Source organism: Ensifer sp. SSB1 (genome assembly GCF_016652895.1).
GTDB lineage: Bacteria > Pseudomonadota > Alphaproteobacteria > Rhizobiales > Rhizobiaceae > Ensifer.
Genome location: NZ_JAEPRP010000017.1, coordinates 44,468 through 57,276, shown reverse-complemented (window position 1 = coordinate 57,276; position 12,809 = coordinate 44,468). Strand labels below are relative to the sequence as shown.

The window sequence follows — 12,809 nt, the reverse complement described above, 5'->3', positions numbered from 1 at the left end:
GCGACGTGAAGAACGTTTCTTTGATCGCTCTGCCCCTTCCACCGTCATGCTCGGGCTCGACCCGAGGGTCCATTCCCAGGGCAAACCCATGTCGCGACTGGAGCATGACGGAGGATGTGGGTCGCTCGTCGGTTCTCATCGCCCCAAAGCAAAAAGGCCGCGGCGTCTCCGCCACGGCCTTTTCTAGCACGGTCCCGTTCAGCCTCAGGCGATGCCGCGGCCGAGGAATTCCTTGATCTCGTAGCCCGGCATGAAATTGCCGATGCGCTTGATTTCCCATTCGAGGCGGACGCCGGAATGTTCGAGCACGCGCTGGCGCACGGTCTCGCCGAGATATTCGAGTTCGTAGCCGGTCGCCTGGCCGGTGTTGATCATGAAGTTGCAGTGCAGCGGCGACATCTGCGCGCTGCCGATCATCAGACCGCGGCAGCCGGCCTCGTCGATCAGCTTCCAGGCCGAATGGCCCTCGGGATTCTTGAAGGTCGAGCCGCCCGTCTTCTCGCGGATCGGCTGCACCGTCTCGCGATGCTGGCGCACCGCATCCATGTCGGTGCGAATCTTGTTCTTGTCTTCGGCGTAGCCCTCGAACACCGCATGGGTGAAGATCAGGTCTTTCGCCGCCGAGGAATGGCGGTAGGCGTAGCCCATGTCGGCATTCGACAGCACATGCTGGTTGCCCTGGCGGTCGACCGCATGGACCTCGACGACCCGCTCTCGGGTCTCTGAACCATTGGCGCCGGCGTTCATGCGCAGCGCGCCGCCGAGCGAACCCGGGATGCCGTAGTAGAAATAGAAGCCGCCGATGCCGTGATCGAGCGCCATGGCCGCGATGTTCTTGTCCGGGCAGATGGCGCCGGCCTTGATGCGGTTTTCGCCGACGAGTTCGAGATCGCCAAAGCCCTTGGCCGAGAGCCGGATGACGACGCCGGGAATGCCACCGTCGCGCACGAGCAGGTTCGAGCCGACACCGACCACCATGACCGGCACTTCCGCCGGAACAAGCTTCAGGAAGGTGATGAGATCATCCGTATCGTGCGGCTGGAACATGAGCTCGGCAAGGCCGCCGGCGCGGAACCAGGTGACGCGATCCATCGGCGCATCGGGCGTGATACGGCCGCGCACCGCGCTGACACCACTTCCAAGCGACTCCAGTAGTTTCTGACCGTTGACCTGTTTCATGCTCAATTTCCTGAAATATCCGCGAGTTCCTTTGGCAGGGCAGCCGCCCAATAGGTGATGCTGCCAGCCCCCAAGAGAACCACAAAATCGCCGGGCTGTGCAATCTTGCTGACAACCGGCGCAATTGCCTCCGGACCGGAGACGTAGCGAGCGTCGCGATGGCCGCCGGCCTTGATCCGGTCCACCAGCTCCTCGGCGGTAGCACCAGGGATCGGTTCTTCGCCGGCGGCATAGACGGGCGCGATCAAAATCGTGTCGGCGTCGTTGAAGCAGGCGGAGAATTCCTGGAACAGGCTCGAAAGGCGCGAGTAGCGGTGCGGCTGGTGCACGGCGATAATTCGGCCCTGGCAGGCCTCGCGCGCGGCCTTCAGTACCGCCTTGATCTCCACCGGATGGTGGCCGTAGTCGTCATAGACGCGCACGCCCTTCCACTCGCCGGTAAGCGTGAAGCGACGCTTGACGCCGCTGAAGGAGGCAAGCCCCTTGGCGATCGCTTCCGGGCTGATGCCGAGGCGCTGGGCGACCGCAATCGCAGCGGTCGCATTGGAGACGTTGTGGCGGCCGGGCATCGGCAGGCGCAGATCCTTCATCGCGATCACCTGGCCGGTGCGGCGGCGGCGGATCTCGATGTCGAAGATCGAGGTGCCGTTGTCCATGCGGATGTTGTGGAAGCGCACGTCCGCCTGCGGGTTCTCGCCGTAGGTGACGACCTTGCGGTCCTCGATTTTGCCGACCATCGTCTGCACTTCCGGATGGTCGAGGCAGAGAACGCCAAAACCGTAGAAGGGTACGTTCTCGACGAACTGGCGGAAGGCCGCACGCACCGCATCGAAATTGCCGTAGTGGTCGAGATGTTCCGGGTCGATATTGGTGACGATCGCCACATCGGCCGGCAGCTTCAGGAAGGTGCCGTCGGATTCGTCGGCCTCCACCACCATCCACTCGCCCTCGCCCATGCGCGCGTTGGTGCCATAGGCATTGATGATGCCGCCGTTGATGACGGTTGGATCGAGGTTGCCGGCCTCGAGCAGCGCCGCGACCATGGAGGTCGTCGTCGTCTTGCCGTGTGTACCGCCGATCGCAATCGCGTTGCGGAAGCGCATGAGCTCGGCGAGCATCTCGGCCCGACGCACGACAGGCAGGAACTTCTCGCGCGCCGCGATCAGTTCCGGATTGTCCTTCTTGATCGCGGTCGAAACGACGATCACCTCGGCGTCGCCGATATTCTCGGCCTTGTGGCCGACGAAGACCTCGATGCCCTTGTCGCGAAGGCGCTGTACATTGGCACTGTCGGACTGGTCAGAGCCTTGCACCCGGTGGCCGAGATTGTGCAGTACCTCGGCAATGCCGCTCATGCCGATGCCGCCGATACCGATGAAATGGACCAGCCCGATGGTTTTCGGCATTTTCATGAGCGTGTTTCCCTGAATTTCTCGACTGTCAAACCGCTGGCAATAGCCTCAACGAGGGATGCAAGCAAGCTTGCTGCGTCCGGCTTGCCGGTTTCCCGGGCATTTGCGGCCATTTGAGCGAGGGATTGCGGGTTGCCGATCGCGTCCTTGAGGATGCCGGCGAGACGGTCTGCGGTCAGTTCGCCTTGCGCAATCACCCGCGCCCCGCCCTTGGCGGCGAGCGCCGCGGCATTGGCCGCCTGGTCGTGGTCGAGCGCATAGGGATATGGCACCAGGATCGCCGGGCGGCCGATGACCGCAAGCTCCGAAACCGTCGAGGCGCCGGAGCGGCAGATGACGAGTTGCGCGCCGGCGATGCGCTCGGCCATGTCGGTGAAAAAGGGCGAGACCTCGGCCGGTACGCCAAGCTGCTCATAGGTCGCAATCACGCCGTCCTTGTCTTCCGGCCGCGCCTGCTGCGTCACCGTGATGCGCTGGCGAACGTCGTCTTCGAGCCGGCAGATCGCCTGCGGGACCGCCTTGGAGAAATACTGCGCGCCCTGACTGCCGCCGAAGACGACGAGGTGGAACGGCGCGTCGCCGCTGGCCGCAGCATAGGGCGAATTGGCGGCGGCGAGCACCGCCGGACGGACCGGATTGCCCGTCGTCACGGTCTTGGCGGCAAAGGCGCCCGTGCCCTCCGGCAGGAAACCGCCTGCAATCGCCTTGACGCGGGAGGCGAGTGCCTTGTTGGCCCGGCCCATGACCGCGTTCTGCTCGTGGATCAGCGACGGCACGCCCATGCCGGTGGCGGCAAGCAACGGCGGCACGGTCGGATAGCCACCGAAGCCGACAACGGCCTTGGGCTTCAGCCGGGCAATCAGCTTGCGGGCGGCACGCATGCCGGTCCACAGCGTCCACAGCGACTTCACCACGCTGACCGGGTTCTTCGAGCCGATCGTCGCCGAGGGAACGACATGCACTTCATCGGCCGGGAACTTGCCGGCATAGCGCTCGGCGCGGCTGTCGGTGACGAGATGCACCGAATAGCCGTTGGCCTTCAGTTCGTGGGCCAGCGCCTCCGCCGGAAACAGGTGGCCGCCGGTGCCGCCGGCGGCGAGCAGGATGATGCCTTTGGTCATATTTTACTCCGCCGGCACGCCAATGCCGGACCGAAAGAGGCTGCGCTCCACGGCGCGCTTCTCCGGACGGTGACGGGTCAGCGCCAGGATGAAACCGGCGGTGACGCAGATCGCCACCATCGACGAGCCACCATAGGAGATCAGCGGCAGGGTCATGCCCTTGGCCGGAAGCAGTTCGAGGTTCACGCCGATGTTGATCATCGACTGGATGCCGATCTGGAGGACCAGGCCGGCAACGGCGAACCGGTTGAAGTCGTTGCGTTCGCGGAAGGCATGGTTGAGGCCGCGCATCACCAGGAAGGCGAAGATCAGCACGATGACCATGCAAAAGACGATGCCGAACTCTTCGGCCGCAACGGAAAAGACGAAGTCGGTATGGCTGTCCGGGATGATGCGCTTGACGATGCCTTCGCCCGGGCCTCGGCCGAACCAGTCGCCGCGAATGATCGCCTCGCGCGCCGTGTCCATCTGGAAGGTATCGCCCTCCCCGGTCAGGAACTTGTCGATACGGGCGGCCACGTGCGGCAGCATCGTATAGGCGACGAAGAAGCCACCGAGGGCTGCACCACCGAGCAGGATGATCCAGAGCCAGGGCATGCCCGCCATGAAGAACATGCCGCCCCAGACGGCGGTGGTCAGGATCGTCTGGCCAAGGTCGGGCTGGGCGACGAGAAGTGCGGCGACGATACCGAAGAGCAGGATGGCAAAGAGATTGCCCGGGATTTCCGGCTGGCGCGCATGCTCGGAAAAGAGCCAGGCGCAGACGACGACGAAGGCGGGCTTCATGAATTCGGACGGCTGGATCGAGATGCCCGCAATCGAAAGCCAGCGCATCGACCCTTTCACCTCCTCGCCGATAAAGAGCACCAGCACCATCATGCCGAGCGAACCGGCGAGAAGCAGGATCGCCGCACGCCGGACCTGGCGCGGCGAGAGGAAGGAGATACCGACCATCACCACCAGTGACGGCAGGAGGAAAAGCGCGTGGCGCTTGACGAAGTGGAAGCTGTCGAGGCCGATGCGCTCGGCAACTGCCGGGCTTGCCGCAAAGGACAGCATGAAGCCGACCCCCATCAACAGGATGAAGGTCGCCAGAAAGAACCTGTCGATCGTCCAGAACCAGTCGGCCACGGGGCCACGTTCGGCTCGGCTTACCATCTTGTCAGTCCCCTTCTCCGGCGCCTTTTGCGCCCCACGTCCGAATACCTGCACCCGCTTCCGTTTCGACCGTTGCCTTCAGCACCGGCCTGACGGACTAAATCAGCATCGTCACGCCATCGATCGCGCGCACATGGCCGACGAAGGCATCACCGCGGACCTCGAAGTTCTTATACTGGTCGAAGCTTGCGCAAGCCGGGGATAGCATCACGGCCGAAGGACCGCCTTCGTCCCTGCCGGCCTCCGCCGCCGCATGCGCCACCGCCTGTTCCAGCGTACCCGAAATCTCGTAGGGAACGGCCTCGCCGAGGGTCGCAGCGAAGGCGGGTGCCGCCTCGCCGATCAGATAGGCCTTGACGATCTTCGGGAAGAAGGGCGCAAGCGTCGTGATGCCCCCCTCCTTCGGCAGACCACCGGCAATCCAGTAGATGCGCTCGTAGCTCGAAAGCGCCGGCGCGGCCGCGTCGGCATTGGTCGCCTTGCTGTCGTTGACAAAGACGACAGCACCCTTGCGCCCAACCGGCTGCATGCGGTGCTTGAGGCCCGGGAAGCTCTTGAGGCCCGCGCGGATCTCAGCCTCGCTGACGCCGACCGAAAGGCAGGCGGCAATGGCAGCAGCCGCATTCTGGGCATTGTGACCACCACGCAGCGTCTGGATGCCGTCGAGATCGACGAACAGGCCCGACGTGCCGCCTTCCGCCTTCAGAATGCGCGAACCTTCCGCATAGAGACCGTTGGCGAGCACGTGGCGGCGCGAGATCCGCACGACCCTGGTGCCGGCACGCTCGACGCGATCGGCGATCAGCGCCGAGAAGCTGTCGTCGACGCCGACAATGGCCGTGCCGCTGCCGGCAACCAACCGTTCCTTGATGTCGGCGTAATGCTGCATCGTGCCGTGACGATCGAGGTGGTCGGGCGTGAGGTTCAAGAAAATGCCGGCCGTCGGGTTCAGCGTCGGCGCCAGATCGATCTGGTAGGACGAGCACTCGACCACATAGAAGCGGCCCGCCTTCGGAGGATCGAGCGTCAGCACTGCCGTGCCGATATTGCCGCCAAGCTGGGTGTCGCGTCCGCTTTCGCGCAGGATATGGGCGATCAGCGCCGTCGTCGTCGATTTGCCGTTGGTGCCGGTGATGGCGATGAAAGGGCAATCGGGCGCATGGGCGCGACGTTCGCGCACGAAGAGTTCCACGTCGCCGATGATCTCGACGCCCGCCGCGTGGGCAAGGTCCACGGTCCAGTGCGGCTTCGGATGGGTAAGCGGCACACCGGGCGATAGCACGAAGGCAGCAAAGGCTGCCCATTCCACCGCGTGCAGGTCCGCCGTCGGCACGCCAGCGGCCGCAGCCTTGGCGACGCTATCGGGATTGTCGTCCCAGGCGGTAACGTCCGCGCCGCCGGCGACCAGCGCCTGCGCCGTCGCCAGACCCGAACCGCCGAGACCGAAGAGAGCGACCTTCCTGCCCTTGAAGCTGCTGACCGGGATCATCGTCCGCTCACCGCAGCTTGAGGGTGGAGAGGCCGACCATCGCGAGGATGACGGCAATGATCCAGAAGCGGATCACGACCTGGCTTTCGGTCCAGCCCTTCTTTTCGAAGTGGTGGTGGATCGGCGCCATCAGGAAGACGCGGCGGCCGGTGCGCTTGAACCAGAAGACCTGGATGATGACCGACAGTGTCTCCATGACGAAGAGGCCGCCGATGATGACCATGACGATCTCGTGCTTGACGGCAACGGCAACGGTGCCGATCAGGCCGCCGAGCGCGAGCGACCCGGTGTCGCCCATGAAGATTGCAGCCGGCGGCGCGTTGAACCAGAGGAAGCCGAGGCCGGCGCCGATAACGGCGCCAAGGATCACGGCCAGTTCGCCGGTGCCGGGCACGAAATGGATCTGCAGATAGTTGGCGAAGACGGCGTTACCGGCAAGGTAGGCAATCAGGCCGAAGGCGGCGGCGGCGATCATGACGGGCACAATCGCAAGGCCGTCGAGGCCGTCCGTCAGGTTCACGGCATTGCCGGCACCGACGATGACGAAGCCGCCGAACAGCACGAAGAAATAGCCGAGGTTGAGGATCAGGTCCTTGAAGAACGGGAAGGTAACGGAAGAACCGAAGGTCGAGCCGGATGTGCCGCTCGAAAGCGAGGCCTGCATCATGAAGAACACGGCGATCGCTGCGATCACGAATTCGATGCCGAGGCGCGCCTTGCCGGAAAAGCCCTTTTCGGACTGCTTGGTAACCTTGAGGTAATCGTCATAGAAGCCGATGGCGCCAAAGCCCAGCGTGACGAGCAGGGTCGAGACCACGTAGACGCTCGAAAGATCGGCCCAGAGCAGCGACGAGACGACGATGCCGGCAAGGATCATCAGGCCGCCCATGGTCGGCGTACCGGCCTTCTTGAAATGCGTCTGCGGCCCGTCGGCGCGGATCGGCTGGCCTTTGCCCTGGCGGATACGCAGCGAGGCGATCATCGCGGGGCCGAACAGGAAGACGATCATGGCCGAGGTGAAAAGCGCCGCACCGGTGCGGAATGTGATGTAGCGAAAAAGATTGAAAAACTGAAAGTGGTCCGCCAGTTCCACGAGCCAAATGAGCATAAGGGACCTTTCCCCAAAGGTTTCCTGCATAATTCCTAAGGAAAAAATATGCAGCAGTTTAAAGTGCCACGGCGACCTTTGCGCGTCTTACAAGGACCCGCGGCGCCGTAAAATAAGAAACCCGTCCAACAGAATCATCTGAAAAACGATACGCGCTTGCATGCGAAAGTGTTAGGGCGCGCCCACCTAACGCCAGGCTGTATCCACCGCGCCCGTCATGGGCAGTGTCGCCGGCTTATCCCTCGGCTTCAGGTCCCTCGACATCCGCTGCCGGATAGGTCTCGATCAACGCCTGCACGATCTTGGCGCAACCGGTCCCCTTCGATGACTTGATCATGACGACATCGCCGGCCGCGACCGCGGCCAGCGCATAGGCCTTCAGCTCCTCGACGCTCTCGCGGTAGATGACCGAGACCTCGGGAGGCAAGGCATCGCGAAGATGTGCCATCAAGGGTCCGGCAAGCCAGACATCGGTGATGCCGGCTTCGACCAGCGGACGTGCGAGTGCCGCGTGCACATCGACGGCGTGTTCGCCCATTTCCAGCATGTCGCCGAGCACGGCGATGCGACGGCCGCCGACCGGCGGCTCGCTGTCACGCAGGAGCGCGATCGCCGCCCGCATCGAGCTCGGATTGGCATTGTAGCTTTCATCGATCAGCTTCAGCGTGCCGGTGCCGATCGTGAGCGTATGGCGTCGGCCCCTGCCCGTTTCGGCCTGCATGGTTGCAAGCGCCGAAGCCGCACGGTCGAGATCGCCGCCGGCAAGCTTCACGGCTGCCAGGACCGCCACGGCGTTCTCCGCGATGTGCCGTCCGGGCGCGCCGATCGCGACTTCCAGCGTCCGCCCGCCGATGCCGGCCCAGAGGATCGAGCCCTCCGCGCCGCCACTGAATTCGACCAGCCGGAATTCCGCCTTCGGATTGGCGCCGAAGGAATGGATGTGGCTGACACCGGCCGCGGCCGCTGCATTTTCCAGCAGCTTGTATTGCGGGCTGTCGTGAATGATCAGTGCGTGGCCGCCATTGGCGACACCTTCGAAGATTTCGGCCTTGGCTTCGGCGATCTGATCGAGGCTCTCGAAATTGCCGAGGTGCGCGGCGGCGATGCTCGTCACCATGGCCACATGCGGCCGCACCATGGCGGTCAGCGGCCGGATCTCGCCCGGATGGTTCATGCCGATTTCGAAGATGCCAAAATCGGTTGCCTCAGGCATGCGCGCAAGCGTCAGCGGCACGCCCCAGTGATTGTTGAAGGAGGCGACGGAAGCATGCACGCGCCCCTGGGGCTGCAGCACATGCCGCAGCATTTCCTTGGTGGTCGTCTTACCGACCGAGCCGGTGACGGCGATGATCTTGGCCGCACTGCGGTCACGCGCCGCACACCCGAGACGGATCATCGCTTCGAGCACGTCGTCGACGACGATCATCGGCGCATTCAGCCGTCCGAGCGCCGGCAGCTTGCCTTCGCTGACGACCAGCACCGCCGCGCCATTGGCCAGCGCGATGCCCGCGTAATCGTGACCGTCCACACGGTCGCCCCTGATCGCGAAGAAAGCTTCGCCCTTGCCGATCGAACGGCTGTCGATCGAGATCCCCGAGATGCCCTCGGGCAGATTGCCAACCGGCCGGCCGTTCATCGCGGCCAGGAGATCGCTGCTTGTCCAGAGCCAGTTCAAATCACAAGCCTCCCAATGCCTTGCGGACCTCCGCATGATCCGAGAAGGGCAGCGTGACGGAGCCGATCGTCTGCCCCTCCTCGTGTCCCTTGCCGGCAACGATCAGCGTGTCGCCGGTCTTCAACATGCCGACCGCCGTGCGGATCGCCGTGGCGCGGTCGCCGATCTCGATCGCGCCCTTGGCGGCAGTCATGATTTCGGCGCGGATCACCTCGGGGATTTCCGAGCGCGGATTGTCGTCAGTCACGATCGTCACGTCGGCAAGCCGCGTGGCGATCTCGCCCATGATCGGGCGCTTGCCCTTGTCGCGGTCGCCGCCGCAGCCGAACACCACGACGACGCGGCCGGTTGTGAACGGGCGCACCGAGGCGAGCACGTTTTCGAGCGCATCCGGCTTGTGGGCGTAATCGACATAGGCGAGCGCGCCGTCCCTGGTCTGGCCGACCAGTTCGAGGCGACCGGAAGCGCCCTGCAGCTTTTCAAGCGCGGAAAAGGCAGCCTTGGCGCTGATGCCGGTGGACATGGCGAGGCCCGCCGCGACCAGTGCGTTCGCCACCTGGAAATCGCCGGCGAGCGGAATGTGGATTTCGAAGATGTCGTCGCCGACATGCACTTCGGCCGATTGCTTGTGGCGGAAATGCTCGACCCGCTTCAGCGAGATGAAATCGCCCTTGCGGCCGACTGTACGTACGTCGAGCCTTGCCTTGCGGGCAGCGGCGATCGCCTGGTCCGACCATTGGTCGTCGGCAAAAATCACCGCCGGGGCGCCCTTCGGCAGCAGCGCATCGAACAGCCGCATCTTGGAGGCCATGTAGTGCTCGACCGTCGGATGGTAGTCCATGTGGTCACGACCGAGATTGGTGAAGGCGGCAGCCGAAAGGCGCACGCCGTCAAGCCGGCTCTGGTCGAGGCCGTGGCTGGAGGCCTCCATCGCCGCATGGGTGACGCCGGCATCGGCAAGCTCGGCCAAGAGCTTGTGCAGCGACACCGGATCGGGCGTTGTCAGCGAGCCGTAATCGTTGCGACCGGGAGCGATGACGCCTGTCGTACCGATCATCGCCGCTGCGAAGCCCGAATGCGCCCAGATCTGGCGGGTGAAGGAGGCGACCGAGGTCTTGCCGGCGGTACCGGTAACGGCAACCATGGTTTCCGGCTGGCGGCCGTAGAAGGCAGCGGCGGCGCGCGCCAGGAACGCGCGGGGTTCCGACAGCTTCAGGACCGGCGCCGACGGGGCATCCACGTCCGAGTCCGCTTCGGTGACGACGGCGACCGCACCGCGCTTCAAGGCGTCGGCGACATAGGCGCTGCCATTGGCCTTGCTGCCGGAAACGGCAACAAACAGATCCCCTGGCTGAACCTGCCGACTGTCGGCCGTCAGTCCGGCAACGTCGATATCGGCAGCAGCACCATTCAGCTGCGCCGAAAGCTCCGGAAAATTCGTTCCCGCCAGGTCTTTGATCTTCATGAACGCACGTCTCGCATCGATTTCGATCCGCGAGAATCGCGAATCGTCCGCTTTCTCATTTCATGTCTAATAAGACACAAGCAAGGCAGAACCGTCTTCTCCAAACTTTGGTTCGACACCGAGCAGCGGCGCGGAGCGGCTGATGATGTCACGAACCATGGGAGCAGCGTTCGAGCCTGCCGTGCGCCCGCCGCCCTCGCCGGTCTTCGGCGCGTCGATGAAGGTCAGCACGATGTATTTCGGGTTGTCGATCGGGAAGGCCGCGAGGAACGCGTTGAAGTTCTGGTCGCTGGCATAGCGGCCGTTGACCACCTTGTCGGCCGTGCCGGTCTTGCCGCCGACGTTGAAGCCCGGCACCAGCGCCCGCTTGCCCGAGCCGGCAATGCCGTTCCAGCGAAGCAGGAAGCGCATGTCGTCGCTGGTGCTCTTCTTGACCACCGGCGTGGCGACCGCGTTGGCCTGCTCCTCGGTGCGCGGCAGGAAGGTCGGCTCGATCAGCTTGCCGCCATTGACGAGTGCAGCACCCGCAACCGCCGTCTGCAGTGGCGTCGTCGAGACGCCGTGGCCGAAGGAGATGGTGACCGAGTTGATCTTTTTCCATTCGCGCGGCTGGCTCGGAGATTTCACTTCCGGCAGCTCGGTCGGCAGCTTCGAAAGCAGGCCGAGGCGCGTCAGGAATTCCTTGTGGCCGGGAATGCCGACGAGGTCGGCGATCTTGGCGGTGCCGATGTTCGACGAATACTGGAAGATTTCCGGAACGGTCAGCACGCGGCGCTTGCCGTGGAAGTCCTTGATGGTGAAGCCGCCGATGCGGATCGGCGCCGAGGCGTCGAAGCTGTCGTTCAGCGTCACCTTGCCGGAGTCGAGGCCCATGGCGATGGTGAAGGTCTTGAAGGTGGAGCCCATTTCGAACGTGCCGTTCGACATGCGGTTCATCCAGCCCTCTTCCGCACCCTCGGCCGGCTTGTTCGGGTCGTAGTCGGGAACGGACGCCATCGCCAGCACTTCGCCGGTATGCACGTCGAGCACGACGGCGCCGGCGGCGAGCGCCTGATAGTTCTTCATGCCGGCGTCGATGACGTCGCGCACGATGTTCTGGACGCGCACGTCGATCGAGAGCTTCACCGGCTCGAGCTTGGCGTCGCTGGTCATGCCGATTGCGGCAAGGTCGGCGAGACCCTGGCTATCGATGTAACGCTCCATGCCGGCAACGCCGCGGTTGTCGATGTTGACGTGGCCGAGGATGTGGGCGGCGGTGTGGCCGCCCGGATAGAAGCGGCGCTTTTCCGGACGGAAGCCGACGCCGGGAATACCGAGCGCCAGAATCTCGCTCTGCTGCTTCGGGGTGAGCTGGCGGCGCAGCCACTGGAAGCGCGATTTCGACTTCAGCTTGTTGTAGATTTCGCGGGTATTGATGTCAGGCAATACCGTCGCCAGCCGCTCGACCGCCTCGTCGGCATCGACGATCTTGTGCGGTTCGGCATAGAGCGAAACGGTGCGGATGTCGGTCGCCAGGATTTCGCCGTTGCGGTCGAGAATGTCGGGACGCGAGGCCATCAGGTTGTCTGCGCGGCCGATGCTGGAAACCGTCTCGGGCTGCGCCATGCCGTATTGCACCAGGCGCCCGCCGATGACGGCATAGACGATGCCGAAGCTCGCGATCACGATGGCGACGCGGTTCTTGGCCTGATTTGTGGTCTTCTTGCGCGTCCCCTGAAAGGTGACGTTGAGGCCGCTTTCGGACGGTCGGTTGTTGCCGCCTGCCGAGAAGTGCGCCTTGCTCTTCAATACCATGATGCGGGAGAGAAACGACATCAGCGCGCCACCGAGCCAGTTGCCATGTTATCGGTCTTGTTGATGATGGCAGCGACACCGTCCTTCGCAGCCTTTTCGTCTTCGGACACCGGCAGATCCGCCTTCAGCATCGGCAGCTCCTGCGGCTGAGCGAGCTGCGTCGAAGGGGTCGGCGCAAGCTGCAGGTCGGCCCCGAAAGCACCGACCAGACGCTCCAGCCGATTCGGCTGCGTCAGCAGCGCCCAGTCGGCGCGCAGCAGATCGATCGTGTCTTCTTCAAGCTTGATCGCCACATCGAGCTTGCGAACTTCCTCAAGCTTGTTTTCGGCGCGGTGTTTGATCGTATAGGTCACTGTCGCGGCGGCCGTCATGACGACGATCAGGACTATGTCGAGCGTTCGAAGCATG

10 protein-coding genes are annotated in these 12,809 nt (G+C 64.0%); all 10 read right to left on the bottom strand.

The genetic code is table 11. The annotated features are described in order from the left end of the window. Positions 1 to 204 precede the first annotated feature (204 nt). Positions 205 to 1,179, bottom strand: coding sequence for a UDP-N-acetylmuramate dehydrogenase (gene murB, locus I8N66_RS06695; RefSeq protein WP_113540720.1), 975 nt, complete (start codon positions 1,177 to 1,179; stop codon positions 205 to 207). A 2-nt stretch (positions 1,180 to 1,181) separates the two neighbouring features. Further along, on the bottom strand, positions 1,182 to 2,591 hold the full coding sequence (gene murC, locus I8N66_RS06690) for a UDP-N-acetylmuramate--L-alanine ligase (protein WP_113540721.1): 1,410 nt from the start codon (positions 2,589 to 2,591) through the stop codon (positions 1,182 to 1,184). Further along, positions 2,588 to 3,712, bottom strand: coding sequence for an undecaprenyldiphospho-muramoylpentapeptide beta-N-acetylglucosaminyltransferase (gene murG / locus I8N66_RS06685; protein ID WP_291151228.1), 1,125 nt, complete (start codon positions 3,710 to 3,712; stop codon positions 2,588 to 2,590). The genes murC and murG overlap by 4 nt, the downstream gene beginning before the upstream one ends. A gap of 3 nt (positions 3,713 to 3,715) precedes the next feature. Further along, entirely contained in the window at positions 3,716 to 4,870 is a 1,155-nt protein-coding gene (gene ftsW, locus I8N66_RS06680; protein ID WP_113540723.1) for a putative lipid II flippase FtsW, read from the bottom strand. Positions 4,871 to 4,967: 97 nt separating this feature from the next. After that, on the bottom strand, positions 4,968 to 6,359 hold the full coding sequence (gene murD / locus I8N66_RS06675) for a UDP-N-acetylmuramoyl-L-alanine--D-glutamate ligase (RefSeq protein WP_291151224.1): 1,392 nt from the start codon (positions 6,357 to 6,359) through the stop codon (positions 4,968 to 4,970). Between the two features lie 7 nt (positions 6,360 to 6,366). Continuing rightward, positions 6,367 to 7,467 carry a phospho-N-acetylmuramoyl-pentapeptide-transferase gene (gene mraY, locus I8N66_RS06670; RefSeq protein ID WP_113540725.1) on the bottom strand — a complete coding sequence of 367 codons (1,101 nt, stop codon included), beginning with the start codon at positions 7,465 to 7,467 and terminating at the stop codon, positions 6,367 to 6,369. A gap of 235 nt (positions 7,468 to 7,702) precedes the next feature. Next, the gene (locus tag I8N66_RS06665; RefSeq protein WP_291151219.1) at positions 7,703 to 9,142 is read right to left on the bottom strand and encodes a UDP-N-acetylmuramoylalanyl-D-glutamyl-2,6-diaminopimelate--D-alanyl-D-alanine ligase; all 1,440 of its coding nucleotides are present in this window, start codon (positions 9,140 to 9,142) and stop codon (positions 7,703 to 7,705) included. A 1-nt stretch (position 9,143) separates the two neighbouring features. Then, positions 9,144 to 10,607, bottom strand: coding sequence for a UDP-N-acetylmuramoyl-L-alanyl-D-glutamate--2,6-diaminopimelate ligase (locus I8N66_RS06660; protein WP_291151216.1), 1,464 nt, complete (start codon positions 10,605 to 10,607; stop codon positions 9,144 to 9,146). 66 nt (positions 10,608 to 10,673) lie between these two features. After that, complete coding sequence (locus I8N66_RS06655; protein ID WP_113540728.1) at positions 10,674 to 12,422, bottom strand: penicillin-binding protein 2; 1,749 nt, start codon at positions 12,420 to 12,422, stop codon at positions 10,674 to 10,676. Further along, a complete protein-coding gene (locus I8N66_RS06650) occupies positions 12,422 to 12,808 on the bottom strand; it encodes a hypothetical protein (protein ID WP_113540729.1) in 387 nt (128 codons plus the stop codon). The genes I8N66_RS06655 and I8N66_RS06650 overlap by 1 nt, the downstream gene beginning before the upstream one ends. Position 12,809 lies beyond the last annotated feature (1 nt).